The following is a 26,563-nucleotide window of genomic DNA, read 5'->3' on the forward strand; positions in this document are numbered from 1 at the left end:
CTGCAAAGCTGGGAATCGGCCCAACGGGAACCGAACCGCACGTCCATCTGAGAGGTCGAGAAACAAACTCCTGCTGTCAAAGTGCACGTCAATCACAGCGCAAGCCATGGCCGTCTCCATCCAGTGAGCGATTAAAAGATAGGTCGTCGTGCAGTGCCGTACAAGAAAAATGCGAGACAACCATCCTTGGGAACTCCCCGAATCCGTGCGTTACTTCTGACTGGAGATTTGCCGGCCGACCCCAACAGCGTTTTCTATGGCCGCTTAATCCGGACCAACGAGGGTGCCGTGAAAAAGGAAACAGGCGAGCCGACGCGAATCATTTTGAATATAGAAGGTGAACTGTGCGAGCCGGGTTCCGAAGACATTGCCGCCCATGAAGAAATCTGAGAAGTAAAGAACGTTGCTGGCAGCGAGCGAATTGCTGCCAGCGGCGCAGCAGAGGGGCTCGTTGAGCGTAATTGCTACACCTCAACCACGTGCTCTGGACGTCAGGAAATTTGCCCAGTAGGCTGAGCGCGGTATGACGCAATTTGCCTATGGTGGTCCTTAACGACAACGCGGAGCCGACACATGAATGTGAGCACAGAAGCGCTTGTTGACATGCTGCGAGAAGTGGAAGCTGACGACCCGATTGACTATGCGGACCTTCCGTTTGGAGAGCAGGAGCTCAGACGTCTTGTGGTGATTTCGCTCATTGAGCGGCACCATCTGGTCGAAGCAGACATGTCTGTATCCGACATTCACGCGCTGTACTTACTCAGCACCGCAAAGCTAGTTCTCGAAAATACAGTGCTTCACGCACGGCTGCTGTTGCTGCAAGGGCAACAGGTCGATGTGAAATTACTGTTAGCCCCATTCACTCTCAAAGGCAAACCGTAACTCGGTCGTCGACGAGTTCAGTTGCCGGATGCCCCGCTCGACCAATGAGGGCGCTTCGGGAGCATTAGGGCCACCTCTAGAGCTTCTCGAAATGGTGTGAAGGAGATAATGATGAGCGCAGTGAAGGCGATTATCGGTTTCATGGCCGAGACCGTATGGCTTGCGTTTGTTCTGGTCGGTATGGTGCTTCTCGTACTTGGCTCCGGCGCAGTTCAGTTGAGCAGCTTCTCGTTCAAGCCCAGCGGTACCCAGGGGCCGCTCCTAGTCGCGGTCGGCTGCGTGATATTCGCGGTCGGAGTATTTCTGGCGTGGTGGAGTATGCGTGGGGTGCGCGCATTGTCAGCGAGGCGCTACAAGGTTGATTTCGAGTCGCCTGCTGCAAGTGATGGCGCCGCGGCTGAGCATGTCACAATAGCCGGCTCCTTGTCGCGTGCGATGCCAAAAGGCTACGAACTCTGGCTCATGCGCTCATGGGCCTCGAACCAAGCCGGAGACAGACCGGTGGGCAAGGTCAACATTGAGACCGATGGCCTTAAGTGGCGGCTTGACAATGCTTACATTGGTGGCTCTACCGGGGACCTTGTTACGCTACAGGGATGGGTGGCTGGTCCGGATGGCGCGCTTCTACTTGCTACCTGGAACGAAGGAAAAAGCCTCTACGCACGCCTCATGAACGAGACTGGAACAGCGTGGACTGCTGCTACCGATTTTCCGGGCATACGGAGAATACCGGGCGACACCCTTGCATCAGGCAGACTGGAGCTGCGTCGTCGGGCGCGGGAAGGGTAACGCCTGGTACGTCGGCCGACATGCAGGGCGTAGCGGTACCACCAGATTCGCGTGTCGCGAATTATTGCGCCCCCTCTTGGGCGCGTCAGACCGCGCGGATGCCGAAATAGTTCAACCCCAGGTCATCGGACTGGCGCGGCGTATTGACCAAAACAATCGCTCCCTCTGCGCTTGCGTTCAGCCGCGGTACGCAGCAATCGCAGCTCGCCGACGCCGGCTCGTTGCTCGAGGAGGGCGACAAGTGCCGCAAGCGACCACTCGCCACCAAGGGATTCTCGCGAACGAGCTGGATACTCAGTGTCAATGCCCCGCCCTCGACTGTGGGTGAACTGTAATGCGCGCCCCAGCGACGGGTGGATATTTTCCGGGCAGGCAAACGGAGTACTCATCGTCGGGACAGGAAGCCGCTTTGACGCTCGCACTCGCAAGACGTGCAAGGCCTTGCCGCCGCCGCAATTGTGCTGAGCGCTGGCGTCGGTATGTTTCGATTGTGGTCTCCGATTCAAAGCATCGCCTCTTTACGGTCTTGCGACCTGTTCCGGCCTTCGCAATCAGTCCAACCTGCCTTGTTCAGCAAGGTCTACAAGAGTGTCGACGACATGGCGGACCTTGGGTCGCAAATGAGCCACTTTGGGCCAGACCGCGTGCACATCGATAAGGTCGCTTGAGAAATCTTCAAGCACTGAGAGCAATGCACCCGACTCCAAATGTGGCCGCACCAAGGGCATCGGCATCTGGCAAAGTCCCATGCCCGCAAGAGCTGCGTCCACAGTCGAATCGCCGTCGCTAATCTGATGAGTCGCAGGCGGCGAAATCCGACGAGATTCTCCGTTCACGTTGACTCGCCACGAAAGCGGATGACCTCGGCGGTATCTGGCCCAATAATGGCCGACCAGGCAGGCCCTTCACAGCCTCGAGCCTGAACGGCGGCTTGTGACTCATGATGTCTTTTCGGCGCCGGCATCCGCTTGGCGAAGCCCCGTCAATATCTTTCAAATCTTCGTTGCTTTTCCGTTCGGCTACACGGTTACGCATCACGCGTTTGCACTAGAATTCTCGTCCATTACAATGGAGGTGACCTGCCGGGGCGCCTCCGAAAAAATACTAACGAGAGAGCGCGGCCGATGACAATCATTCAGGAAATCCACGCGTGGTCTAAAGACCTTTCAGCTTGGCAACAAGACGCCATTGCTCGTCTCTACGCCAACCGCATAATTTCGCCACAAGACCTTGAAGACCTTTACGCACTAGCTAAGTCTGAGGCTGGCATCCCTGACCCCGACGGCCGGGAACCGAAAAAGCTGCAGGACGCAGAAGTTGCGCCGCCGGCAAATCCCACGAGGCTTGTTCAGATTGCGGCAATCGCAAACATTAAGAATGTCAATGCGCTAGTTCAAGGCGGCCGGCTGCCAATCTCGCCAACAGGCATCACAGCCATTTTCGGAGAGAATGGGGCAGGAAAATCTGGCTACTCTCGAGTGTTCAAGCACGCGTGCCGCGCACGAGACCGTCGCGAACCGATTCTGCCAAACGCGAAGCTCGACCCCGACACCGTGGGCCCAGCGCAAGCCATTTTTGAAACCCTCGTTGACGGCACCACTACCTATTTTGCTTGGGAACATTCGGTTGAACCGCCGGAGCCGCTGTCTGACATCTCTATCTTTGATACTCATTGCGCCAGGGCATACATCGACAACCATGGGGATTTCGCCTATGTCCCTTATGGTCTGGACATCCTGGAAGGATTGGTTGGCGTCTGCAGCAAACTGAGGACACGAGCGACACAAGAGAAAGCCGATAATGCGCCGAGCGACGCAGCTTACGCAACGCTCGCGAAGGAGCGCACGGCCGTCGCAAAGGTCCTCGGCGAAATTCCCAGCAAAGCCAGTCGCGAAGACATCGAGAAGCTTGCGGCACTATCCCCGGAAGATGAAGGCCGGTTGACCTTGCTGACGAAAACGCTTTCGGAAACCGAGCCAAAGCAGAAAGCGAGGACGCTGCGCCAGAAGGCATCCCGTCTCAAATCGTTGAAGGAGCGAATCGAAACCGCAATTGCCGTGGTCTCCAACAACAAGCTCGATGCGCTGCGCGCGTCGATTGAAAAGTCCACCTCGGCGAAGAAGGCTGCCGATTTAGCGGCCGAAGAGTTCAAGCAGGTGCCCGGACAGCTAACAGGTACCGGCGGAGACGAATGGAAGGCGCTGTTCGAAGCGGCCCGTCAATTTGCGGCCATTTCGCATGAGGGACATAACTTTCCTGATTTGCGGGAGGACGCCCTCTGTCCGCTATGCCAGAACCCGCTCGGCGTCGATGGCGCTCAGAGGCTTGTTCGCTTCGACGCGTTCATCAAGGAAAAGGTCGAGCAAGCTGCTATCGACGCTCGCAGAGTGGCGGTCATGGCGTTCAATGCAGTGAAGACCGCAAAGCTTGAACTTCTACTCGACGACGCTCTGACGCAGGAACTTGCTGAGCTCGATGCTGCGTTGCCGGCAACTTGCGAAGCGATGCAAGCAGGTCTCAACGCGCGACAGACTGAAATGCAGGAAGCCGCCGGCGGGAAGCTAGCGTGGGATGCGGTCTCGGCGTTACCAGCCGACCCGCAGGCTAAGCTGGCCGAGACGATGGACGCTCTGGAGGCTCAGGCAAAGGCGCTTGAAGCGTCTGCCGATGAAAAAGCTAAGGCAGCGATGGTTACGGAGCGTCTTGAACTCGACGCACGGCGCAAACTGAGCGAAGTGAAGCTGGCAGTCCTGGAAGCGATTTCAAAGCACGAATACTGCGCGAAGCTGAAAAAATGTATCGATGGGATGGATGCGCGAGGAATATCGCGAAAGTCCACCGAACTCTCTCGGACATTGGCGAGTAAGGAGCTAGCAGATGCGCTGAACGATGAGCTCAAGAGGCTCAAATGCCACGAGCTGCTGGTAACTATGAAGCCGGAATCGCCCGGAGGTCGGACCCAGTTCAAGCTCACACTTCAGTTACCAGGCGGTGGTACGCCAGCTTCAATTCTGAGCGAGGGTGAACAAAGGGCAATCGCTATCGCCTCCTTTCTCGCCGAAATCAAGCTTGGCAAGGGACACGGCGGAGTAGTGTTCGACGACCCTGTTTCATCTCTGGACCATCGTCGTCGTTGGGAGGTGGCGCAACGGCTCGTAGAGGAATCACTGGTTCGCCAGGTTATTGTCTTCACGCATGACATTTACTTCCTTTGCATTCTCGAACAGAAGGCTAAGGAGGCGGATGCGAAGTTGGTCAAAAATTACATTCGAAGAACAGCCGCAGGATTCGGAACGCATTCGAGCGAACTGCCCTTCGACATCCTTGGTACCAAAGACAGGATAGGCCGTTTGCGGCAGGTGCTGCCGCAAATTCAAAAGGCCCACAAAGAAGGTGATGATGACGCCCATCGCGGGTTGACCGCGCAAGCGTATGGTGACTTGCGGTTAGCGTGGGAGCGCTGCATCGAAGAGGTACTGTTCAACGACGCGATACAGCGTTTTGGAGAGGGAGTCTCGACGCTACGTCTCAGGCAAGTTACCGTGTCGGACGAAGATTATCGCGAAATCGATGCGGGAATGACGAAGAGTTCGAAGTTCGAGCATGACGCCGCGACGCGCGTTGGTAGATTGCCGATACCGGACCCCGACGAGCTCAGCAAAGATATTGACAAGCTAGACACGTGGCGAAACGCTGTCATTCAGCGACGCAAGGAACTACTCGCTGCAAGAGCCTGATGCTTCACACCACGATTGGTCAATTAGTGAAAAGGCCGACCCGCGCTAGCGTCTCGGCCGCACCAACGCAATGTCTTTTAGAGTCGCCGTGGATTTTCTCCGAGCGAATCGTTCGAGCGGAGAAGCCAAACCCGTACCCAGACGCCCGTCAAGCGAGACAACAATGAGAAGCAACAGCCAGTTCAGGAGAAGAATCTGAGTGGATGTTGCATTCAACAGGCCAACACTGTTGTTCAACCACGTGAGAGTCGAGACGTTTATCACGTCACCGAGCGGATTGTTGCGCCCGAAAAGCGTCTTCGAATTCTTTCTGCAACTGGTTCACGCGCTTTTTCCTGGTTTGCCAATAAGCGACTCGTTCGTCATTCGATGCGGCCATCGCAAATTTCTGCTCAGCCACGTGAAGCTCTTGCCAAAACGTACGAAACGCAAGCCGACAATCGTCGCTCAATCGCATCAACTGATATTCCACAGCGGCCATAGCATCGTCGCAGGCTTGGGAGATGGTTGCGTTGAACTGCCCCTCTTCGACCTTCGCGACGGAGAAATAGTGGGCATTCATTGCTCTCGATAGCTCACTGAAAGCGATACTCTCGGCGGCGAGGCTGGTTTTTACCAGTTCAACATCCTTGGTAAGGTCGGCCTTGAGTTGCTCGACCTTCAAAGACAATTTCGTCTGACGCGCCACATTTATGTATGCGATTACCGCAGCAAGCATGGCTGAAATCGCCGCGACGTACGGGGTAAGCAGCTTGGTAAAGTCGTCGAAGTTGTCAGTCGCCTTGACCGCGAAAACTAGTCCGAACAGAAACAGCACGACGTAAACCAAGAAGCAAAGCCAACCTATCATATGCAGTTGCCTACGGCTTGATTGCAGACGCATCGTAACCGGATGCATTCGTCGACGCACGGCGCATCGCACCGGGAGCGCGAATCCGGATTCGCCTCCATAACTCTGTTAGGAACCCACTTGAACTCCATGGTGAAGTGGCCGCGAATGATGCAGTCGCTGTAGGTTATGCCAGCTATTTCAATTTTACGCGCGGCACCATACTGGCTATCTTCAACGTCGGGAATGAGAAAAAAGCCGGTACCAAGGTCTTCATCCTCGATACCTTCCAAGTCTTGCCGCCTCGTTTGATTTGCCATTTCGTAGCCTCTATAGCAGGTATCCGACCTTACGGAAGACTCGGGGCGCCACTCAAACGGCGGCCTACTTTCTCGGTTAGCCAAGATGGCAGCCAATTTCGTCCTAGGCTGCCAAATTAAAGCGTATACAGGCGCAATATTGAAGAATATGTGGTTAAGTGTCCACAACGAATCGCGCGGTAGCGCACATCACTCTTCCTGGCCAGCGCTCCTGTCCGGATGTGACTTCATCACGGCTTTCCTGTACGCCCGCTTGATTTCGTCCCCAGTGGCGTCTGGGCACACCCCATGCGTCTCAGATAAGGTTGCCATCGGTCCCCCAATTCTCAATCATGTCGCGAACCATCGTAGCATGCAACAAAAAGCACACCATGACCCACCACGTCGCTCGGCGGCTTGCTTCAAATTAGTTGATGCGACAAAGTCGGTCATCAATACGCCGCGGCGCCTCTTTTGCCCTGCAAGCGATACCAATACCGTACGCGGCGGAAATGGCATCCTCTCGCGGGTTGATGCGGATGACTCGCGGGCCGTGCCGCTCGCTGAACCGGCGAACGGTCGGCAAGGCGTGTCCCGCTCCGAGTTCCACAACTACAAGTCGCGCGACCGTTGGTATCCAGGAAACTAGCCGGCAAGGTGCAGTCCCGAATATTTCTCGACCCATGCGTAGCCCCCAAACATCAGGATGTTAGGCCGAGCAAGCTGCCGACAGCGGGGGCAAATGGGCGGGGTGTTCGTCAACGTACCCGAACTCTCGTCGACTTCAGGAATGAACTCGTCCGCAGCCCCCACCGAGTCGTGGCACGGCACCGTGTATTGCAGCGAATAGATAGTGCCGTGTACCTCGGCGACCTTACCCTTCCAAATCGAACCGCACTTGATACGCAGCAGGAGTGAGTTCAGCACACTCATATAGAACTGTCGCTTTTATCGGTAGCAAGTCGTACGGCTGTCCTTGACGGTTGAAGAAGACCAAATAGAAGTAATACTCCGGCTCGTTGGCGGCAGCCAGCGATACCACGTGCTCGTTCGCCGAAAGGAAAAACCTATAGGCGTTCGCACCACCAGCCTTGCCGACCGCTTTAACCTCGATGAACCTACTTATATCTCGCGATGAAAAAGAGCGAAAATCATATCCATCACCTGGGTACTCGCGACGGTCTTTAATTTTGTCAATCACGTCAACCAGACCATCACCGATGAGTCGCTGTTTCTCCCATTCGAGCGCAAACTCTTCGGCAGCGAGGCCGATTGCGTCGCGCTGCTTCAAAAGCGCGTCGAAATCGACCTTGGGACTCGACTTCTTTCGCGGAGGTCGTACTCGAGCGACTTTTTCGACATCGTCCGTGTTGATATACGTGTTATAGAGAAACAACATGAACTTCGGATTGCTCCATTCGCGAGTATGCGAATCAGCATCCTTCAGTCTTGCGAGTCCGTTCTGAAATTCACTGATGTGCCGGTCTTCGCCGAGACCGAGTTCCTGACCAAGCATCGTGAGGTGGTCACGGCTGCAGACGTTTGTAAACTTGTCTGGATAGTACAAGCTCAGAATTTTCGCCTTGAACATCTGCGAAAGTAGGTTGGCGTCGATTGCTTCGAAGTTCAGAGGGCGCTCAGCGCCTAATTGAACCAGTTCAAGGAGCGCTTCCTTTATATTAGCGAACGCTTCATCGCGAGTCTCACCGAACTTGCGCGTAAAGCGATATTCGGCCGTTTTGTCACCTTTCACGACGCCGTAGTAAATGCCGAATTTGAAGGATGTTGCACCCTGGATAACTGCCCAGCTTCTCGTCTTCGCTTCCACATATGCACAAAACGTCGGAGTCTTCTGGCCAATAACATACCTATCGAGTGTCAGTTTCTTAAGGCCGGTAATTGGAAAGGCATCAAGGAATTCGCCACGAGCGTGGAGCGCCTTCTGCTCGCGAACGTTGTCATAGGTTTTTTCGAAGTTTTGTAGTGCAGCACGATTGAATGGAGATGTGTTTGGCATGTTGGCAAGAATTTGGCGCACCGAGAGGCCATACTTCGCAGGTGGGAGCAGCAACAAGAGCTCATGGCATGTTCGCTGACTGAGTTATCGGCAAATCGGACGGAAATCTTAGAGCAAAGCCGGTTCGCTTCATTTTATGGCTTGCCACAATCCGGATGAGACTTCACCGGTATCTGCGCGCGCATTGCCTGCGCCGAGGTCGACGATGTTCCAGCCGCTAGATGCAAGTTCGCGCCAGTCCGGGAACAGGCCGAGCTCCCACGCTGCTTCTGCCGTGCGTCCCGCTTCAACGCTCATGTTCGTGAAGAGCGGCTTTGCGGTGTCCTTTGCAATGGCTGGACTAGGCCTGGTTATCGCAATCCTGCCAGATGTTTTCCAGAATCTGCACAACCCGGGACATATTCTCGAGCCGTATATCACCAAAGCCCACCGCGCGCAGCCCTTCCGGAATCTCGGGCACACCCAGGCATTGAGCAAGCTTTGCCCTTTGCTCCGCCACCCTTCCCACTTTGAGATTGAGCGGCTTCCTGTCGAGGAAGAAGACGACCGGACCATCCCGGAAGACCTTAAAGCCGACACAGGCGTCAATATCCCGGTCGCCCTCCATATTGCAGTCGAGCGCGACTATCAGCGTATTCGTTGGAGTGACCCTGAAGTCGAGGTGCCGCTGCCCTATCCACTCAAGTAGCGAATTAAGATTCCGGGCCGCCTCTTCTGTTGCCCGCTTCCCCGTGAGCAGAGCGGCCCTGAAACTGTCGAGCGTGCCATCGCTCGCGGGCAGGGAAACCGCTTTGCGGGTCTGAGAGAGAGTGGTCAGGCCGACAACACTTGGGACATAGGCCCATTGGCCCTCGCGGCCGTAGCGCCGGATTTCGACGCCCAGCACCTCCGCTGTGCGCATCTGGTCGTTCAGGAACTCGATAATTGTCCGGAGGGTCACCGGAATCTCGTCCGCGACAAAGAGCAAACGGACCTTTTTCCCGTCCAGGTTTGCGCTAACCCGCTGCCAGAAGGTCTCAGCGTCACTCTCTCCGGCGAGGTAGCTCTCCAGTTCACGCTGAGCCTCGTCGACCGATGCGTGTCGGCGCTCGAAGCGCTGCCGGATGTCTCGAACATCGCAACGCATGAGCCCCGCGGCATAGTCCATCATCTGCGCGACCACCTCGCGGCGCAACTCGCGGTTCGAGGCCCGCTTCACCTCAACCAATGTAGGGACGCCGTCCTGGTCGAGAAACAGATGGTCGACGGACAGCGCGCCGCCGTCGCCGTCGTTCAGTGGATACTCCTGAGCAACGAGCAGCCATCGGCGGGGCGTGGCGGGATTGATGGCATCGCCCGCGAGCAACTCATGATGTTTCCCAATCAGGCTCTGCAGGTCCGTCTCAAGTATGAAATTCTGGCGCTCCAGCGAGACGAGTTGGTTGTTGACCGACATGAATACTCCCGCCACGGCCTTCCCCTTTCTGTTTGCTTCCAAAGCCGCGCATGGCTTGGGACTTTCACTCGAAAGAGTATGCACTAGGCCCAGGTGACATGGCGATACGCACAAAAGCCACGCGGGCGGCTCAGACGAATGCGGGTCCATCCGCTGTGTCTCGAATTCCGACACGTTTGCGCCCTTGTACGTCGCCCCAAACGGATTGACAAGCATCGGTGCCAGGTCCGGCGGCCGACACACGAACTTGCGCACGCCGCGGACGTTCTGCTCGAGCAGGCGTGCAAAGGCGCACGTTTTACTACATTACGTGGACGACTCCTGTCGTGGGCTCCTGAGACGACAAGAACGGGGAGCACGAACCGCTAACCGGAACTCCGCCTTTTAAGATTGTCGCTCGCACGTCTGCCCATGGAAACACAACATATCCCGCGGGGATATTCAGGTCGACATCTTGTGTTCGCGTTTCGCTCCAGTAAGGCGTCGAACAAGTCATCGAGAAATGATGCTTCCCAGGGAGCAAGTGAATGATGCGCGGGCTGTTAATGTCGCCCTCGACTTTCTTGCCGTCAACCGCTACCACACGGGATGTCCAAACCCGCTGCGTTGCGTCAGAGGGTTTTACCGCGAAATCCATAGCCATCACTCGCGCCACCTGTGAATTCTCTAGGTGAGGCCCGTCGTACATAACGACGGGGGTTGCGAAATTTGGCGCATTGAGTGCGCAAGCAGACAATGCAGTAGCGGATAGAAGCAGCGCGAAACGTGAAATGGACTTCAAATCAACTTTCATAAATTTTGGTTCCAAATGACAAAGTAATAGCACCCGTTGTCTATCGGCAACCATATGAAAATCTTGAATGCGGGTTGGCGGCGGGACTCAAGATACTCGACACGTTTGACGCGCGAAACTCCGAATTCGTGCGCCGTGGCCGTAGAAAGAGCAAGGCTCAATAGGTCCCTTGAGTACGGGAGGTCTGTAGAACGTATGCAGCGGGGGGCAGTCGAGCAAATAGGCCATAGACTGCAAAATCCAAATGAACGAGCACGGTTTCGCTACGTTAACGCGTTCTGCTATCACCAACGTTGGATAGATTTTCCAGCACTAATCAAAGGGAGGATGCTAATGCCAGCACAGATTCAACACATCGACGCAATCGCGCGCCCGGTCGCGCCGCGCCCTTTCACGAGGTCGCCTCGATATCGATTGTCCCAGCGCCTCCAGCAGCGACGAAGCGTCGATGGACGAAATCGCTCAGTCGGTGCTGCAGTGACCTGCGAGAACACTCAACGTTAAACGTGGTCGGCAGTGCCCACTCTGCACCTCTCATGCGCAGGGGTAGTTTTCCGGCTTGACTGTTCTACCCCTGTTTGCGTCATAATTGGAACCGAGAAGCAGGCTAGTGCGGGTCGTTGGCGTAATGACGAACGACTCCAGATTTCCTGCCGTTGGACCGACAATTCGATTCCAGCGGCTGCGAAGGATATGTCTACAGGCAAGGCGCTTGGCAAGCGCATTCCTGACTCGTAAAGAGCGAGTTGGGCACTGCAGTAGGCGTCAACTCCATGCGTGGCGCCCGTTCGGGCAGTCCGTCTGTTGAAGTAGACGTCGCGTCGGATGGTCCGACGCGGAATATCCATTAATTCGTAGAGGAAATAACTATGTTTGCGCCCGAAAATCGCCCATCTCCTGTCGCTGCAGTTCTCCGTACCGTCGTAAAAGCCACGGTAGCTGTGATTCGGTCTCCGTTCCGCACGAGCATCTGGAAAAGGACCGACAACTATAGGTTTGCCGAGTGTTCACCGCGGGAACTCGAGAACGCCTCCTTCGTGTTCGACGTCGTGGCCGCCAAGCACCGGATTCCGTTTCCGTCGGTAGGCGATTGCAATGAACTGCTGAAGCAGATTGCTGCGTTGCCGGACGACCCGCAAGCGATGTCTTCCACACAGTTGGTCAAAGCACTCGAAGCCTTTCTCCGCACCACAAAAAGGATGCTTGGAGTAGGAGTTCCTACCGCTATGTGCCTGTTAGCCGTTGTAAAGCGCGGAGCCTACGCGCCTATGGATACGAAATTTGCGATGGGGTTGCTGTGCGGAGAGGCAATCACTAAAGACCAGGCGGAATCTCTGACGAGTAAACGCTTGGCTTCATACAGCGCTAAAAGCATCCAAGCCTTCGTCAATGCCTACGTTTACTCCGTCATGCCTGCATGGCAGGAAGCACTTCACGTGCGTTCTCCGGAACAGGCGGACGCATACTGGGCTTCGAAGGCATAACGCCTCCGGGGTGCTTGGCTGGAAGAGGAGGAGTTAGGTACTGCGTCAGCTCATCCTTTCTGGACCGCTTACTCCTGCGAACCTGGCATCTGAACGCTTAACGACGATTGAGCAACTACCGCTGCTAGCATGATGCGGGCGCCGTCCCGATTCTTAAGTCGTGTTGGTAGGCGCCAATATGGGAATGCCGGATTGCCCGAGGCCGCTTCACGTACGCTAATGCAGCGTCCTAATTCCATTTCTCAGTCTTGAGCGAACAGTACGGCAGCTATGTGCGTTGGGGCCACGCAATCCTGCATCAAGAGGAAATCACGACCCGAGCGGCACGCGGCAAGCGAGACAGATAACAAAATAACGAAATTTGTTGAAGCCTCAAGCATATTCCGCTCGTTCGACTCGCAAGGCGAGGCAGAATTTGCGGGGCTTGCGCGGGCCCGCGCACGGGTCGACAGCCACGGCTAGCTAATGCGATTCAGTTTGTCGTCAATACGTTGCAGCGCCTCTTTCGCTCCGCAAGCGATGCCAATACCGTACGTAGGAGCAATCGCATTCTCACGCAGGTTGATGCGTATGACCCTTGGGCCGTGTCGTTCGCTGAACCGGCGAACGGTCGGCAAAGCGCGCCCGGCACCGAGTTCGACAACGACAAGGCGTTCGACCGTTGGTTTCCAGGCAGCGAGCCGGGCAAGCTGCTGTTCTGAATATTTCCCGACCCATGCATAGTCCCCGAACATCAGGATGTTGGGCCTTGCCAGCTTCCCGCAGTGGCGACAAGTCGGCGGAGAGTTCGCCAACGTACCCGAATCGTTGTCGACCTTAGGAATAAATTCGTCCGCAGACCACGCCAAATCCTGGCAGGGCACGGTGCACTGGAGCGAATGAATGGTCCCGTGTACCTCTGCCACCCTATCCGCCGCAAAGCCAGCTTTCTGGAACTGCCCGTCAACGTTGCTTGTGAAAACGAATGCACCGTGCTCCATACGCTCGCCCCAACGACGAAGAATCTCGAACCCTTCATGCGGCTGGGTTTCACGATAGAGCGCCAAGCGATGCCCGTAGAAGCCCCATGCGAGTGCGGGGTTCGTTGCGAAGCTGGTCGGATTTGCCATGTCTTCAAAGGCCAGCTTCGCTCTCTTGAGGGCCGGGTATTCGCGCCAAAGGCCCTCTGTGCCGCGGAAGTCCGGCAACCCGGAGTCGACACCCATCCCGGCGCCCGCTGTAATCAGCAAACCGTCAGCATCGCGGAGCCAGTTCGCAGCTTGTCCAACGTGGTCGTCGGAAACCAATTGAGTCCTCCGATTCGTTACTAGCACGACGAGGCGCCGGCCACGCTGCTGGAGCCGCGGATAACTTCAAGACATTGAAGCAGGTTAGTGCACAGCGTCTAGGCAGGTAGCCAGTCTTCGGATAAAACTTCCTTCATTGTCCATGGACATTCGGCAGGGAAGCAGTCAAGTTCATTTTCGGTCATCGCTCGCGCCAGCGCTTTTCCCCATATGAGCTGGAATCTGCGAGGTTCATCAAGCCTGGCTAGCACGCTCGGAGACTCTCCCAGGCTCTCAGCAATCCATGACCTCTGTGCCTCAATCCTGAACCTCAAGCCGATGGTGCGCCTGGCCGGCAGGAGGTGCCATTGGAGTAAGTATGCGAGCATTACGGCGACATCTTTGACAACCTCGCGCAGCTCCGTTTTACCGACATCCTCAATCTCATCAGCCAGGTGTTCGATGTCCAGCAGGTCAAACCGGCGCTGGCGCAGAAATCGCGCCTGTTCGAACGCCCACCCGTAGACATCTTCATCGTAAGTTGGCATATGAGTTCCTTCACGTCGAATGCCGGGGGATGAATCCTTTCCGGACGACAAAACCGATAGTCTCAATCGGTGTTATCAGCGAGAAAGCCCCGCGCGACTTTGCACACAAGTTCTTCTTCGCCATCTGCCAGCGCCTCTAGCGCGCTCATGCGGCCGAGCGTTTCTCGTGGGGCAGTGAAGAAATCCCACTTTAACCAGCCCGGCAGCGAGCCCAACTCCTGGCACACGTGCTCGAGTGTCCGTCGAGGGGCGACCGGGCGTGCGAAGAACGCGGGATAGTACTCATTCCCGTCGATGTTTAACATGAAGAGCTTTCTCTCTCGCGTGGCGAGGCTCAACGCCTGTTTTGAGGTTGAAAGCGCGACCTGAAGGCTGGCGGCCGTTAACAGGTCTCCCGCCTCAACGAGCTTACGTCGGTTCGTCTGGGCCTCGGCGCGAATATCGTCGTCGGGTACATCGCCGTCCGGAAAATGTTCCTCCGGCGGAAGCTCGATTGATTCCATGAGTTGCGTTCCTTACCTTGCCTTCGAGTACACGTCTTGTGACTGTCGCGTCAGGAATGCATTCGCCCGAGTATCAGCATGACTGCGACCATGCCGGCAAGTAAAACGGCCGCAACTGCGACTGTCCCGCCGAGCCACATCGCGACCCGGTCGATATTCTTCTGCGACGAGGCGAAACGCAGTAGCCATTTCATGTCATTCGGCTCCGGGCTTGCTCCGCTTTTTGACTGCCTCACGCTTTTTGGACGTCGCTTTGGGCGCAGTCGCTGTGTTGGCTTTCTTGGCTTTGCCAGTAGTGGTGGCCTCGGCGGTTGGAGTGGTAGTTGCTACACGCTTTTTCGTACTGCTGTCCGCGCATTGACCAGGATGCCGACAGCGGACCATTTGCATACCGATGCGAAGATAGTAGTTGATGAGGTCGTTCTTGGAGATACGTCTGTCAAGCGCCTCGGTGCGCAGGTCATCGTCGAGCTCCGGGTCTACGTAGAAGGTGCGCAGAACATAATTTCCCGGTGATTTCATGCTGTTCTCCCTCTCTACAGTTCTGGTGGCCCCTCGTCTTCGGTTTGCGAACGAAATGCGCGTGTGCCGCAGCATGTCTCTTCGCCTGATATCGCTCGGAGCGAGGCGGTATCGATATCGACGTCAGTGAGCGAAGTTCTCGGCATCAAGTCGAACGACGGTCCAGCCAAGCCACATCACGAACCGGTCGATATTGCTTCTGCAACGAAGTGAAACATAGCCGTTTCATATCATTTAACTTTGGGCTTGCTCGGTGGTTTGACTGCCGCACGCTTTTTTGGGGTCGCTTTGGACGCGGTGGTTGTGCTGGCTTTCCTTGCTTTGTCGGGAGCGGGGGCCTCGGCGGTTGGCTTGCCGGTTGCTGCACTCTTCCGTGTACTAGCGGCCGCGCACTGGCCTGTATGTCGAGAACGGACGGCTTGCATACCGACGCGAAGGTAGTGGTTGAAGAGGTCGTTCTTGGGGAGGCGCCTGTCAAACGCTTCGATGCGCAGGTCTAGGTCGAGGTCCGGGTCTATGAGCAAGGTGCGCAGAACAAGGTTTCTGGGTGGTTTCATGTTGTGCTTCCTTCCTACAGCCCAGACGGGTCTTTGTCTTCGGTTTGCGAATCGAAATATGCGCGTGCCGCCGCCTGGTTCTTTGCCTTGTATGCTCGAATTGAAGCGGTATCAATATCGACCTCACCGGACACGTTCCTCGGCATCACTGCAACCAGTTGCCCAATCTCAAGAAGATGGTGGATGTGTGGCCGGCTGACAAAGAGAAACCTGGCCGCCTCCTCAGTCGTCATGGTGAAACTCCTTGCATACCTCTTACTTTTTGAGCGGTCGGGCGGCTCAACGACGGATATACATCGCTGCCGGTCATCTGCCTCCGGCCGAAAATCGAGTCAGTCCTACGAGCAGGCGCAATCCATCGGCTCCGGGTCATTTTCAATCATCGGTCGCGTCGAGTTGGCGATGTTTTGCCGGAACAGGCTTCGCGCTGGCTCTGGTATCTCTCGAACCCGCACATACGTGATGTCTCCAGCCTCGCGAATCGGAACGTCGAGCGCGGAGGCAAATCCTCTTTCCCGGTCAACGCTATGGCAATCGCACGGGCTACGAGGTCCCAGATGGGCGTAGCGAAGCGTGGGTATTCGAGCAGGGTGCCGCTTATTGTTCCGTGCGGCTCTTCGCCGAGTTCAACCCGGTAGTCCGCAAGCGCGCCACTCTTCACCCGGCCGATGTTTGCGCTTGCCAACACCTTGCGACCGGTTTCGAGACCATCAGGCCACAATTCGACTGTTACCCTCAGCATGTGCAGTGTCCCTATCAGATGGGTCCGTTACCTTGTCTCGGCCAGCCACTCCCGAATTCGTCGCTGAGCCTCCTCATCGGTAATGCCGCTCGCCGAATCGAGAAGAAGAAAATTCTTCACCAGCTCTCCAGGTTCACGGCCGAAGTGAAACGCGTCGAAGACGGAATCGTCGATTGCCAGCCAGTTATTCAGACGCTTCCCGAATGCGTAGCAGGTGATGACGTCGGTGCGTCCGGAGCCGTTTTGCAGATAACTGAAACGCGGCGGAATGTGCTGTGTCGTGTCAACCACGCGCTGCGCGAGTTCTGGAGGCAGGTACGCGATGACCTTGTCTTCTGGCAACGTGTGCAGCCAGGAAGTCGTAAGAACGATTTCGACCGACGGGTGCGGGGCCAGCATCTCCACCAGTAGCGGTGCAAACTCGAACAGTGGCCGGCCAGTGTCGAGCGTTACGTGACCGGTTTCATCAATGAGCGCATGTCCAGCGTGAAGCGTCCCGTCGTAGTCGACGAAAAGCGTCGGAGTGTTGTTATCCAGTACGAGGGCAGATGTCCAGTCGCGCTCCCTAGCACGTGGCTGACTCGCCTTGATGTCGGGCCAATTTGCGGTATGACCGAGAGCCCTCAAGGCAACTTCGGCGTCGCCTTTTCGCGTCACCAGCAGGGCCAGGCCGAAGCCTGTCAGCACCTTGAACAGGCGGTCTGTTCCAACAGATTTTCCACTTTCGATGCGAGCCAGCACTCCTGCGGAGACACCAATCAGGTCTGCGGCATCAATGAGGTCGAGTTCGGCGCAGATACGACTGTCTCGGATGAGATGCCCGAGCATCTCCAGGCTGATTGCAAGAGGGTTTGCTTCCCCGTCAGCCTGCGTTTTTGCGGTAATCACTTTGGACTCTTTCCTGGAAGCGCCCAAAGCTCTGGCAACGCCAACGCTGACACTGCAAGGTCGCTGTCCAATGGATAATGCCTCAGCAGACCGGAGGCGACGCTTTGGACCAGCCCTGGGATATTGACTTCATCTGCGACAGCAAGCAGTCGCAGGAAGTCTCTAGTCTCCAACACGGCCTTTGTTCGCTCATCGGGCTTCGTCATTTTTGTGCTCCAGCTAATAGCTGCTCCGAGACGTCGGCGTACGAGGTCACCTCGTTAAGCTCGCACCATCGCTCCCACACGTAGAGCGCGTCCTCCGCCCATCCATCGGGCCCAATCAACTGATAGGTCCGACCGGAGTGGGTGGTGCCTCGAAGGGAAACCGGGTCAAACAGCGAGACCGCCGAACTCACTCGGCCGGTGTCGTCGACCTGGTCTCTACCTATGAAGTGTCTAGACCCCGAGTTAGTTTCTAGAATGCGCCAATCCAACAGCGAGATTTCCAATTCTTCGGTCACGGGTGCGACTCTCCAAATAGGCATAGCTTGCTCCAGTTCGCCGACGGCCACCGGACGGCCAGGAGGGGTTCGACTGGCGTGCGACCACCTCGTGCGCGGCGAGGACGTCTTGCGTAACGTTACGGCTGGCGACCACTCTGTACAGCGCACACCGCTTAATCTATGTATGGACGTATGGACCATGTCCATGTCCCATCCAACCGGGCCTACGACCTGTAGTGGTGCGACCTACGAGCGTTGCTTCGTTGAGTTTGCAAATCGGCGAACTTACTCTGCCGCCCCTGCTGTCCGCCCGAAATGCTGACGGAGCGCCGCTCGGCAAGCTCTGGCTGCATGACCTTCCGGAATATGGATGTGAACTCCGACTCGTCGACCACCGGGGCTAGTAACCAAACTGGCATCGCCAACTCCGAACGGAGTTTGTCGCGGTGCGGTAAGCGACCGTTGCGCGGCCCATTTCACGACGGAAGACGGTGCGATGATTCGGCTTTTAGTAGGTCTTATAGGTGCGAAATATTTCGCACTTCAAGTACCTTAGTCCATCGCGCCAAAATCGCAAGCTTGATTTCGTGTTGAGCTCGCCTAACTCGGGGCGACGGAAGTAGCTTTAGCCGCGTCGACTAAATCTTCATGGTCAATGTACCGTTCCAACGCGTCCGAATTCAGCGCGTAGAGCAACTGCAGGAATAGGCTGAGTTGCAACGTGCCAGTCCGCAATTGGGTATCAAGGGTCTTCGACGATATGGTAGTGCCGAGTCTCGCTAGACGCGCAACTACGTCGTCTAGAAGTTCTGATGGTTGACGAGAAAGCTCCAACAACGAAACAGCTTGTGCCTTTGCTTCCCAATCGTCGTTCGCGACCAGGGTGTCCGCCCATCGCTCCGGCGGGCGGACCCGCGTAATCGATAGAATGTGTAGAAACAGGCTCAGCCTGAGCGTGCCGCGCGAAATACGCGAGACTATCGCGCGCTCTCCGTCACGCACCCCATCGGCTGCCAAGGCTTGAACCAATGATGCGTATGTTACGTCCTTGCGGGTCAAGACCACGCGCGTTACGCGTGATGCTAGCCGCGCCCACGGGGTATCCGCTTCGCTCATAAAAGTTCTTGCATTTTGTAGCTTATGGACTACGCTTAAGTGCGAAATATTTCGCAAAAAGATAGGTGGCTCGACAGAAGCAAAAGAACGCATAAACGCGACGAGTCCGACCCGCATGCGATTGCTCCGTAGCAACCAAGGGAGTATATCGCTTGCTACTCGCTGGCTCCAAAAATGGTCGAATCCATGGCCCGGAACTGTATTTTCTATCTTGCGGTTGAGGGTGTTCTCGTGCCGCGAGGTGCAGTATTCCACAAACTTTTGCCGGGCGACGTCCATCGATTCAGAGAAAGTCCACACGCAAGTCAACTCTCCGCCTTGGTGGTAGACCAAGAGCACGTCGGCGTGGTCGTCAACTCTGCTTGGGTCAGCTCCTTGGGCTTTCGTTGTGTATTGGACTTTTTGCCATATCCGCTCCGCCATCGCGTCATTGGTGCCACGGTTCCAGGCAACCGCATGCTGCGTTGTCGATGGCAGACGAATACTTTTGGCCGATGCGGGTGGCTTGCGGCAGACGTGGAGCGGCGGGAGCCAGCGCAGCTCACCGTCTTGGAGAGCGATGCACGACAGGTGCCGGTGCCGTTGCGTGACCGTGCAGTCATTGTGCCTGGTGGGCTCTGGGCGGCGCAAATCGGAGATTGGATAAGACTGCGAGACATGCTCGCACGTCGGGCTTGAAGCATCGCGCACAAGTCAAATGCGCGGGCAATCGGGAATCGCTGTTACCTCATGTCTCGATGGCGTATATCTTTAATTGCCTCGTTTTACAACTTCAGCGGCTTAGCTCACCTCTGATTCGAGCGTTAGGTGCGGCTCAAATGATTGATTCATCACAAAAGTCTGATTGAAGCAGCGCTTAACGATGCGCCGCTCAAGCCGACAGAAAAAAAGTGTTCTCGGGAAAGCTGTTTCCAGCAAGGCTCATAGGGCGGCGAGCGTATTTGAACGAGAATAATGTATTGACGAACAGAATCCGTCGCGTATTATAGTTCACATGGAAATTTAGTTAGGTTGACGAAATAATATTTGATAGGTATATCACAAGGCGGTGCATATGCCTTAATAGTAAAGGACTTATTGGTCTTCGCTCTTTTCCGAAAGACGAAGCATGCAGTACGAAGGAAGCAGCCTGTTTGGTGCTGATTAGTGGCCGGCAAACGTCGCCCAGCCGCTTTGGTGCATCGCCTGGGAGAGCCGTCCGCCGATTACTCGGTGGAGTTCTCACAGAGGATGCGTCGAGTCAACTCAAAAACGCGCTTCGCGGAAGCGCGCGGGAGGGACGTGCATGTCGACGACCATCAACAGAGTCGCGGCCGACCCCTACGGGGCCTGCCCTGACTGTCGAGGGCGCAAAGGCGTTCAACTGTGTAGCCAGTTCAATATCTACTTTCTGGCGCAGCGAGGGTTCATAACTCGAGGTATCGGTAAAGCTATGGCGGCAAGAGGGCGGCCACATGCGTAGCGATGTGCACACAGAGTCTGACCAAGGCCTGTGCGCCGCAAACTTTCCCCAAGTGCCCGCAGCCGCTGACGCGAAGTGCCAACTTGCACATCCAATCGACGATTCGACGCTTATTGGTGATGCAACTGTGCAACCCCGATTGGCGAAACGCTGGCAGCTTGAGTCCCTTTACGCCGCAACAATAGTGACCGTCGCGCTTTCCCACCTGATTCCCGAGGCCGCACGCCGAGCGAGCACTGCTTCTGCGAACGCTATCGACCACTTTTAATCCAGAGACGGATACGATGAACTACCCGAAACCTCCCAATGAAAGCCTCAGAGATTTCATCCACAAAAAATTGAACTCCGAATGGCTCGACACTTTTTACCCAATGCTTGCGAGCGACCAATCGCGCAAAAAAGAAGCTTGAGTGCATTGATGACACTGGATGAATTTCAAAGGGCTGTCTTTGCGGCGGTGTTGTACTTCAACCGCGATGTCAAACCTAGTCGCGAGGACACACACACTGGCAATGTGCCCGCTCGATTCTAAGACTCTTATGGAGCCAATACTCCAACAGAGTAAGTGCTCGCGCGGGCCCTCCACGTCTTTTGCAAACAGCTTTTTGCGATAATACAAGGAGTTAAAATTGGATAGCACGAAAGAACCCTGTGTGCATAACACCACGCTCCAGCAAAGGTGGAGCACTATGCTAAGTCGAGTGCAGGAACGGCCGCGGGCAATGCGACGTTCGAAAAGCTACGGTTTCAATCCACGAATCTGGCGGCACGCGCCAACTCAAACCCCACGCGTACACGATACGAAACTCGACCGTTTGTTTTTGGGGAGTAAGAGACATGACTGAAGAACCGGCCATGACGATGTCATCAAGTACATCGCTACGCATGGTGAGCACAGGAGAGCGTCGTGAAATCCTTAGAGCGAATCCGCTACTGCAAATTTATCCAACTAGGCCAACTGCTGGAGAGGCAGAGGCAGAACTGAGAGAACGAGGCGTAGAGGTCACAAAGGAAACACGCTCGCTTAGTGGAACCGAGAAGGTTGGTCTGCTTAACAGAATTGACATGCACTTTGACGCTACGCCGCTAGAACAGGCACTTCACTGCGATTTCTACGACGCGGTCCGCATAACGTGGGCGAAGATTAATCCGCTCAGCCCAGAAAACGTCGCCAGATTTCGCAGTTTCGGGGATGCTATCAAAGCCGGAAATCCTCAGCTTATGCCTGTGGCCACAAGAAAAGGCACGGGCTATTTACTTCGTTGCGTTGCTCAGTCGGGCGGACTTCGTTTTATAGAGCGCACGACCCAGATTCTTGGCTCGTCGATGCGAACATTGCCACTTGACGATGAAAACTTCATTCCATTTTGGCCGACCATGGTGGTTCATTGGCCTGCCTGCGGAACCCTTGACCAATTCGAGGCAAACTTCGTTTCTGTCTTTGATGGGGGTGCTGGCAACGGTCAATATTTCCGGACGGTCTTTCGTGCTACCGCGAAGCGCGCCACGCGGCCTATCTATGTGACAGCGCTCGCAGCAATTGCTAACGTCGGCATCTTATTCGTTGTTGGCGCGTCGAGTTCGACTTTCCATGAAGAAAAATCGAGAAAGATACTCGACTTTCTTGAGGAATTCATGCGCCGGACGGGGATAGCCGTAGTATTTGTATGCACCGCTCCAGTGTACGAAAAGCTCGTGTACATGGGGACGGTCTGTTCCAGCCTCACAAACGGAGCGCTCGAAGAGATTCAATGGTTAGACACGGACAGCAAATTCTTTCACACAATGAATCTCAACCTTCTCAACCAGAGTCTTCAGTGGGAAACATATGACACGGTTCCCGGCGGTCTCTTGGAAGCTGCGGCGAGCTGCACACACGGCAGCAGGGAAGCATTAAATTCGTTTTACCGAAATCTTCATATCGCCGCGGTGAGAGCCAAAGCGAGGCATCCTTCAGAGCAACTCATCGAAGGTGTAGTGAGGGCCTTCGTGAAGCAGACCGACCAACTTCAGAGAGTGGCCGGATTTCTCGGAGAATTCTACGCAAAGCAAAAAGAGAGGAGCGGAAAAAATGGACCAGTGAGGCTACCCAACGGCAGAGTGTGGCAGGACTTTCTTTCGATGGAGACTCTCGAAATGATGGGCCACGCGACGTAAGATGCCGCCGAAAATTTTTCTATGGTGAATCCGTTCCGTGATATGGACGCACTATATCCTCTCAACGCGATACATGAGCACGAGACTGTCCTCAGTTTTCTGAGACAGGTAGCCCTGTTCTCTGGATTTCGGTCCGACTATTGGACGCTTTGCGTCGCAATGGGTCGACGCGGCCCCCCAATGGAAGCAATGCCCGCGCCAATCCGACCGCTCTGTGAACGATTTCCCATCTTGGGAGGTCTCGACAATTTGCTGGATTCTTCGCACATGCTGTATCGGTACTGGACCATCTGTACCGACGAGGTTACTGGAAGACGGGTGCGCGACTCCCTGATAGACGCGACTTCTGGGCCGTTGCGCCCTTGCCACCTGCCTGTTGACCTTGAGCCGAGCCCATACGCGCTCTTCCATTGTCAGGAGTGCGACCGACTCAATTCCAGGGATTTCGGATATTCGCCAACGCTGACAATCCACGTTGCTCCATTTGTTTCAGTGTGTCCCAGGCATGAAACGGGCGTCGTAGAAGCAAAGCAGGGAGGGCTCTTCGCAAATGCGTGTACTTTCGCCGAAGGAAGAGTAAACCGCAATAGGTCTCTTGAGTACAGTAGACGTGTTGAACGTATGCTGCGGGGATGCGGTGGAGCGAATGTGCTCATAGACTTCAAAAACCAAATGAATGAGCACGGTTTCACCACGTCAAGCGGGCGCTTTCGATGGAACGAATTCTTAGATGCACATTGCGCCCTTCACTCCGAACCTTTTGCCGACGCTCGCCTAACGGCGGTGTGCCTCGACAAAGAATTAATAAGGAGCGCACTCGTTGGATGGCTGAGCGGCCGGAGAAGCTTGCATCCGGTCATTTACTGTCTTGCAACATGGTCACTTAGCCAAGTCTCTTGGACGTCACCGAACCATGTCAAATCGAAAGTCCAATCACGCAATAGACTTGAATCTAGCGCTGTTGTCAGTGCAATAACACGCTCCCCAACCCTGACTTCTGCCGCCGCGCTTCTTGGGGTAACGGCAACGACGCTGGCGACTCGCGCCGGAGAGCTCGGTCTGCCGGTCGCCCGAAGGCCAAGTGTTCTAAAGGTCGAGTGCAAGGAGGCTATAGAGAAGGCGTTTGATTCCAACCTATCGCCCTTGGCTATTGCGTCTCGATTGGGCGTGTCCGTCTCAACAGTGTATAGAGTGGTTCGGGTCTCCGGACAGTTCGACCGCCGCAGAACTTTAATCGCCCGCGCGAGAGCGAAGAACAACCTTGACGAGTGGGCTAGTCTCGTCTCGGAAAACACACGCGCATCAATTCAAGAACTCAGAAGGCAAAAACCTGCGTTATTTGCCCGACTCTATCGGCAGAGTCGCGGATTCACTAAATGCATGGCTACTTTCAGCAAGCCTCGACCTAACAACTGCCGCCGGTCGAGGGTCTGTCAGCGAGAGTTCGACCGGGCCATCAAGAACGCGCAGATGATGAACGGCTTCAGTCGAAGCCCTCGCCTATCGGCAAGACGCATTACCCAGTTAGCTGGAATTTCTGCGTATTCCTTGAGGACATGCTCAGGCAGTTCGCGCAGCATTGTCACCGCCGTCGTTGAGCGAGAACGCGAATTTGTTGAGAGGCGCATCTGCGAAGCGTGCGTCGAGATGAGGGTGGCTAACTTGCCGTGCAAGAGGTGGGCGGCATTGCGACATTCTGGTATGCGTCTGTTCCGGCATCGACTATTAAATTAGGAGTATTAAAGATGGAAGAGATGTTCTTGGCGGCGAAAAATCTACCGCTTATTGAAAATGAGACAATTTCGAACTATGTCCGTCAAATATTAGCCACCGCCACCGCGAATGAGGTGGCTGCATTACGTCAGACGGTAGGAGAAATCTGCCCGCCACTCTTCCCGCCCAACCTGGAGAGACTGCGCGCCTGCATCAAATCACTTCCAAATTTGCTAGACATGCAACGCCACAATACGGGAATTGAAGTTATGAGGTTGACACTTTCGCGCATCGACTACGAAAGGTTTTATCGACACTCGGCGTTCGGTGAAAGGCATCCCATCGCTGCTCTCTCCGGCATTGCAAGAAATCGTATGCAACGGGGGTCAACTCAGCGCTACTTTGAAGATGCAACTTGTCCGGAATGCATTGACGAAGACAATCGAAGCTTCGGGCGAACGTTTGTCCGCAGACAGTGGGCCTTTTCAAAGATTGCTGTCTGTACGCGGCATCGTGTCTCGCTCATGACCGCGTGTACTCGCTGTCGTTATTCGACAAAGTATAAAGACTCTCTCCACCGGCTACGTTACATGTGTGTGTGCGACGAGTTCCCATTGGTGTACCGTGGTGAGCGCGAAAACTCGGCTATATTCAAGTCGGACCTACAAGTTGCAGACGCTCTCGATTCTTTGTTTCGAATTGCAAGCGAGACTGACCTTGACTCTAGACATACGCAATATGTCTTTAGAAAGCGGGCATTGCGTCTCGGGTTTCTAAGAAGTAGATACCAACACGGTGAGATTAAAAAACTAGGAGAAAAAAAGCTGCACCCTGAGGTCATCTCTAAGCATGAGATGAGGTTCGGAAAAGCAAGTTCCGTCGCCCGCATGTTTAAGGGAGAGGTGACACTACGCAGCCCGCTGGATAACGCGATACTCGTTTGCACCCTGTTCGACTCGGCGGAGGAATTTGAATATGAAATGAAGGCTGCTGAAGAGCTCGCCGAAGGGGAGTTGTTGGCACCGTTGCGCAATCAAGAGTGGCGTCCCATTCTCCTTGCCAAAAATAACATTGAACAACTCAAGGAACAGGTGCGGAGTTATGTGCGGAACAACCCGCATGCGTCTCGGACCGACGTTCAACGAAAATTCTCCAACATCTTCACGAGGCTCCGTCAGCATGAGCCTCAATCAGCCGGCGCATTGCTTCCACCGCGGAGGCCGCGTGGAAGCGACATAGGTGTTCTGTTGAGAGCTGCCTACGAAAGAGACGACCGAGAATTATGTGCGCACGTGAGAGCGCGATTCGCATCCTTCCAACAACATCCTCCAAAATTCCGGGTCACTAGGAAAAGGTTGATAGAAGGCTGGAAAGGGGGAAATTCCATTATGAGAGACAGGCGGAGGTTCCCTCTGACAGTGGCCGCTCTCGAAATGGTGAGCGAAACGTCGGAACAATATCGAAAGCGCAAAGGTCTCAAACCGCAAAAGTCTAGACGAGTTCACAAGGAAGGCGCATGAAAATATTCGAACTGCCGCAAACGAATCCATTGTCCGCCAATCGAACCATTCCAAACGTCGACAGCCGGGGTTTTCATTACAAAGACTTCGAAACCATGAAGCCCGAGGATAGTAAGCTCGGCGACGCCGGCTTTTACGTTGGCATTAAAGCGACATGCGTGTATCACTCACAAACCGAACGTATAGCGCTGCATTTTCTCGATTTCAATACACGGGTTCTTACAATGCGCACTCATTATCCATACTATGAAGAGGAGAGGTTTGCAAAAAAGTATCTATCAAAGGCGCCCATCTGGAGAAAGGAGGTGGCGACCATTGATATTGATATTCTGTATGAAAACGATGATTTCGAACTTGCGCAGCACGGGGTGTCGTGCAAGGATAAAGAGGAGGAGTTTCTAACGCAGAAGGTCGTGCGGAGAAGTGCCCGTGACCACGAATTCTATGCAGGCATTAACGGGACATGGGAGCCCGTCGTAAAGAATTACTTCGCGAGGAAGGAGTATGACAACTATGAGTTTATCCTCAAGCACATCAGAAAATCCAACGTCTTGGCGTTGAACGAAGAAGCTCTGATTGTCTCTCAGCTGTGGAAGAAGCGGGGCTTGAAACGGCCAATGGACTCGCTGCTTGAGCCGTTCGCGCGAAAAATTGGAACGGATAAGCATCATCTATTCCGGCTCACATGCGTTGCGATATTCCTTGGACATCTGCGGCTCGACCACAAATACGAGTTCAATCTCCGCACGCCTTTGCGACTTCGACCAGATGGTGTGTATCAATTCTCGCGGGGAGTGGAAACAGCCCCTTGGGGATTCTGA

General features: G+C 55.1%; 25 protein-coding genes and 1 pseudogene. 10 read left to right on the forward strand and 16 right to left on the reverse strand.

The features are described from left to right. The first annotated feature begins 573 nt into the window (after positions 1–573). The 3 genes from WCA85_RS15490 to WCA85_RS15500 all read left to right on the forward strand — a co-directional run bounded on the left by WCA85_RS15490 (position 574) and on the right by WCA85_RS15500 (position 2,006). Complete coding sequence (locus tag WCA85_RS15490; protein WP_424065294.1) at positions 574–882, forward strand: hypothetical protein; 309 nt, start codon at positions 574–576, stop codon at positions 880–882. 111 nt (positions 883–993) lie between these two features. Further along, on the forward strand, positions 994–1,671 hold the full coding sequence (locus WCA85_RS15495; RefSeq protein WP_424065296.1) for a hypothetical protein: 678 nt from the start codon (positions 994–996) through the stop codon (positions 1,669–1,671). Positions 1,672–1,814: 143 nt separating this feature from the next. Then, a complete protein-coding gene (locus tag WCA85_RS15500) occupies positions 1,815–2,006 on the forward strand; it encodes a hypothetical protein (protein ID WP_424065298.1) in 192 nt (63 codons plus the stop codon). A gap of 216 nt (positions 2,007–2,222) precedes the next feature. Here WCA85_RS15500 and WCA85_RS15505 read toward each other — a convergent pair whose 3' ends face one another. Beyond that, positions 2,223–2,567, reverse strand: coding sequence for a LysR substrate-binding domain-containing protein (locus WCA85_RS15505; RefSeq protein WP_424065375.1), 345 nt, complete (start codon positions 2,565–2,567; stop codon positions 2,223–2,225). A gap of 228 nt (positions 2,568–2,795) precedes the next feature. On the opposite strand from WCA85_RS15505, the gene WCA85_RS15510 reads away from it, so the two are divergent. Then, positions 2,796–5,408, forward strand: coding sequence for an AAA family ATPase (locus tag WCA85_RS15510; RefSeq protein ID WP_424065300.1), 2,613 nt, complete (start codon positions 2,796–2,798; stop codon positions 5,406–5,408). Positions 5,409–5,673: 265 nt separating this feature from the next. On the opposite strand, the gene WCA85_RS15515 is transcribed toward WCA85_RS15510, so the two are convergent. The 5 genes and pseudogenes from WCA85_RS15515 to WCA85_RS15535 all read right to left on the reverse strand — a co-directional run bounded on the left by WCA85_RS15515 (position 5,674) and on the right by WCA85_RS15535 (position 9,988). Next, a complete protein-coding gene (locus tag WCA85_RS15515) occupies positions 5,674–6,237 on the reverse strand; it encodes a hypothetical protein (protein ID WP_424065302.1) in 564 nt (187 codons plus the stop codon). Between the two features lie 512 nt (positions 6,238–6,749). Then, positions 6,750–6,869 (reverse strand): annotated as a pseudogene (locus WCA85_RS15520) (DnaJ domain-containing protein); the annotation flags it as partial. Positions 6,870–7,410: 541 nt separating this feature from the next. After that, the gene (locus tag WCA85_RS15525; RefSeq protein WP_424065303.1) at positions 7,411–8,607 is read right to left on the reverse strand and encodes a DUF3883 domain-containing protein; all 1,197 of its coding nucleotides are present in this window, start codon (positions 8,605–8,607) and stop codon (positions 7,411–7,413) included. A gap of 75 nt (positions 8,608–8,682) precedes the next feature. Beyond that, on the reverse strand, positions 8,683–8,850 hold the full coding sequence (locus tag WCA85_RS15530) for a hypothetical protein (protein ID WP_424065305.1): 168 nt from the start codon (positions 8,848–8,850) through the stop codon (positions 8,683–8,685). Between the two features lie 43 nt (positions 8,851–8,893). Beyond that, positions 8,894–9,988 (reverse strand): hypothetical protein, encoded by a 1,095-nt coding sequence (locus WCA85_RS15535; protein WP_424065306.1) that lies wholly within the window; start codon positions 9,986–9,988, stop codon positions 8,894–8,896. A 1,662-nt stretch (positions 9,989–11,650) separates the two neighbouring features. Here WCA85_RS15535 and WCA85_RS15540 point away from each other — a divergent pair. Continuing rightward, on the forward strand, positions 11,651–12,265 hold the full coding sequence (locus WCA85_RS15540) for a hypothetical protein (protein ID WP_424065308.1): 615 nt from the start codon (positions 11,651–11,653) through the stop codon (positions 12,263–12,265). A 458-nt stretch (positions 12,266–12,723) separates the two neighbouring features. On the opposite strand, the gene WCA85_RS15545 is transcribed toward WCA85_RS15540, so the two are convergent. The 10 genes from WCA85_RS15545 to WCA85_RS15590 all read right to left on the reverse strand — a co-directional run bounded on the left by WCA85_RS15545 (position 12,724) and on the right by WCA85_RS15590 (position 19,190). Further along, a complete protein-coding gene (locus WCA85_RS15545; protein ID WP_424065310.1) occupies positions 12,724–13,551 on the reverse strand; it encodes an SIR2 family NAD-dependent protein deacylase in 828 nt (275 codons plus the stop codon). 98 nt (positions 13,552–13,649) lie between these two features. After that, positions 13,650–14,078: a DUF29 domain-containing protein gene (locus WCA85_RS15550; RefSeq protein WP_424065312.1), complete on the reverse strand. Its 429-nt coding sequence runs from the start codon at positions 14,076–14,078 to the stop codon at positions 13,650–13,652. A gap of 62 nt (positions 14,079–14,140) precedes the next feature. Further along, a complete protein-coding gene (locus tag WCA85_RS15555) occupies positions 14,141–14,581 on the reverse strand; it encodes a hypothetical protein (protein WP_424065314.1) in 441 nt (146 codons plus the stop codon). A gap of 50 nt (positions 14,582–14,631) precedes the next feature. Beyond that, positions 14,632–14,775 (reverse strand): hypothetical protein, encoded by a 144-nt coding sequence (locus tag WCA85_RS15560; protein ID WP_424065315.1) that lies wholly within the window; start codon positions 14,773–14,775, stop codon positions 14,632–14,634. A gap of 1 nt (position 14,776) precedes the next feature. Beyond that, positions 14,777–15,103: a hypothetical protein gene (locus WCA85_RS15565; protein WP_424065316.1), complete on the reverse strand. Its 327-nt coding sequence runs from the start codon at positions 15,101–15,103 to the stop codon at positions 14,777–14,779. A 571-nt stretch (positions 15,104–15,674) separates the two neighbouring features. Continuing rightward, positions 15,675–15,893 carry a hypothetical protein gene (locus WCA85_RS15570; RefSeq protein WP_424065317.1) on the reverse strand — a complete coding sequence of 73 codons (219 nt, stop codon included), beginning with the start codon at positions 15,891–15,893 and terminating at the stop codon, positions 15,675–15,677. A 146-nt stretch (positions 15,894–16,039) separates the two neighbouring features. Next, positions 16,040–16,402 (reverse strand): hypothetical protein, encoded by a 363-nt coding sequence (locus tag WCA85_RS15575; RefSeq protein WP_424065319.1) that lies wholly within the window; start codon positions 16,400–16,402, stop codon positions 16,040–16,042. Positions 16,403–16,429: 27 nt separating this feature from the next. After that, positions 16,430–17,290 (reverse strand): HAD domain-containing protein, encoded by an 861-nt coding sequence (locus WCA85_RS15580; RefSeq protein ID WP_424065320.1) that lies wholly within the window; start codon positions 17,288–17,290, stop codon positions 16,430–16,432. Then, positions 17,287–17,496: a BPSL0761 family protein gene (locus tag WCA85_RS15585; protein WP_424065322.1), complete on the reverse strand. Its 210-nt coding sequence runs from the start codon at positions 17,494–17,496 to the stop codon at positions 17,287–17,289. The genes WCA85_RS15580 and WCA85_RS15585 overlap by 4 nt, the downstream gene beginning before the upstream one ends. A gap of 878 nt (positions 17,497–18,374) precedes the next feature. After that, positions 18,375–19,190, reverse strand: a complete 816-nt coding sequence (locus WCA85_RS15590; RefSeq protein ID WP_424065324.1) for a DUF6471 domain-containing protein — start codon at positions 19,188–19,190, stop codon at positions 18,375–18,377. Here WCA85_RS15590 and WCA85_RS15595 point away from each other — a divergent pair. The 5 genes from WCA85_RS15595 to WCA85_RS15615 all read left to right on the forward strand — a co-directional run bounded on the left by WCA85_RS15595 (position 19,077) and on the right by WCA85_RS15615 (position 26,563). Further along, positions 19,077–19,568: an HAD domain-containing protein gene (locus WCA85_RS15595; protein WP_424065326.1), complete on the forward strand. Its 492-nt coding sequence runs from the start codon at positions 19,077–19,079 to the stop codon at positions 19,566–19,568. The two genes, WCA85_RS15590 and WCA85_RS15595, sit on opposite strands and share 114 nt — an antisense overlap. Positions 19,569–21,189: 1,621 nt before the next feature. Then, on the forward strand, positions 21,190–22,509 hold the full coding sequence (locus WCA85_RS15600; protein ID WP_424065327.1) for a hypothetical protein: 1,320 nt from the start codon (positions 21,190–21,192) through the stop codon (positions 22,507–22,509). Between the two features lie 672 nt (positions 22,510–23,181). Then, complete coding sequence (locus WCA85_RS15605; RefSeq protein ID WP_424065376.1) at positions 23,182–24,243, forward strand: TnsD family Tn7-like transposition protein; 1,062 nt, start codon at positions 23,182–23,184, stop codon at positions 24,241–24,243. Between the two features lie 11 nt (positions 24,244–24,254). Further along, positions 24,255–25,742 carry a TniQ family protein gene (locus tag WCA85_RS15610; protein WP_424065329.1) on the forward strand — a complete coding sequence of 496 codons (1,488 nt, stop codon included), beginning with the start codon at positions 24,255–24,257 and terminating at the stop codon, positions 25,740–25,742. Beyond that, a complete protein-coding gene (locus WCA85_RS15615) occupies positions 25,739–26,563 on the forward strand; it encodes a hypothetical protein (protein WP_424065330.1) in 825 nt (274 codons plus the stop codon). The genes WCA85_RS15610 and WCA85_RS15615 overlap by 4 nt, the downstream gene beginning before the upstream one ends.

The organism is Paraburkholderia sp., from assembly GCF_049581445.1.
Lineage (GTDB): Bacteria > Pseudomonadota > Gammaproteobacteria > Burkholderiales > Burkholderiaceae > Paraburkholderia.

What these genes read in the sequence shown, in the direction of transcription:
- WCA85_RS15565 (WP_424065316.1), bottom strand. Translation starts at nt 15,103, where the DNA reads ATGAAATCACCGGGAAATTATGTTCTGCGCACCTTCTACGTAGACCCG.
- WCA85_RS15560 (WP_424065315.1), bottom strand. Translation starts at nt 14,775, where the DNA reads ATGAAATGGCTACTGCGTTTCGCCTCGTCGCAGAAGAATATCGACCGG.
- WCA85_RS15605 (WP_424065376.1), top strand. Translation starts at nt 23,182, where the DNA reads ATGAATGAGCACGGTTTCACCACGTCAAGCGGGCGCTTTCGATGGAAC.
- WCA85_RS15585 (WP_424065322.1), bottom strand. Translation starts at nt 17,496, where the DNA reads ATGACGAAGCCCGATGAGCGAACAAAGGCCGTGTTGGAGACTAGAGAC.
- WCA85_RS15615 (WP_424065330.1), top strand. Translation starts at nt 25,739, where the DNA reads ATGAAAATATTCGAACTGCCGCAAACGAATCCATTGTCCGCCAATCGA.
- WCA85_RS15550 (WP_424065312.1), bottom strand. Translation starts at nt 14,078, where the DNA reads ATGCCAACTTACGATGAAGATGTCTACGGGTGGGCGTTCGAACAGGCG.
- WCA85_RS15535 (WP_424065306.1), bottom strand. Translation starts at nt 9,988, where the DNA reads ATGTCGGTCAACAACCAACTCGTCTCGCTGGAGCGCCAGAATTTCATA.
- WCA85_RS15570 (WP_424065317.1), bottom strand. Translation starts at nt 15,893, where the DNA reads ATGACGACTGAGGAGGCGGCCAGGTTTCTCTTTGTCAGCCGGCCACAC.
- WCA85_RS15575 (WP_424065319.1), bottom strand. Translation starts at nt 16,402, where the DNA reads ATGCTGAGGGTAACAGTCGAATTGTGGCCTGATGGTCTCGAAACCGGT.
- WCA85_RS15555 (WP_424065314.1), bottom strand. Translation starts at nt 14,581, where the DNA reads ATGGAATCAATCGAGCTTCCGCCGGAGGAACATTTTCCGGACGGCGAT.
- WCA85_RS15495 (WP_424065296.1), top strand. Translation starts at nt 994, where the DNA reads ATGAGCGCAGTGAAGGCGATTATCGGTTTCATGGCCGAGACCGTATGG.
- WCA85_RS15610 (WP_424065329.1), top strand. Translation starts at nt 24,255, where the DNA reads ATGGAAGAGATGTTCTTGGCGGCGAAAAATCTACCGCTTATTGAAAAT.
- WCA85_RS15510 (WP_424065300.1), top strand. Translation starts at nt 2,796, where the DNA reads ATGACAATCATTCAGGAAATCCACGCGTGGTCTAAAGACCTTTCAGCT.
- WCA85_RS15490 (WP_424065294.1), top strand. Translation starts at nt 574, where the DNA reads ATGAATGTGAGCACAGAAGCGCTTGTTGACATGCTGCGAGAAGTGGAA.
- WCA85_RS15530 (WP_424065305.1), bottom strand. Translation starts at nt 8,850, where the DNA reads ATGAGCGTTGAAGCGGGACGCACGGCAGAAGCAGCGTGGGAGCTCGGC.
- WCA85_RS15600 (WP_424065327.1), top strand. Translation starts at nt 21,190, where the DNA reads ATGACTGAAGAACCGGCCATGACGATGTCATCAAGTACATCGCTACGC.
- WCA85_RS15595 (WP_424065326.1), top strand. Translation starts at nt 19,077, where the DNA reads ATGGCCCGGAACTGTATTTTCTATCTTGCGGTTGAGGGTGTTCTCGTG.
- WCA85_RS15540 (WP_424065308.1), top strand. Translation starts at nt 11,651, where the DNA reads ATGTTTGCGCCCGAAAATCGCCCATCTCCTGTCGCTGCAGTTCTCCGT.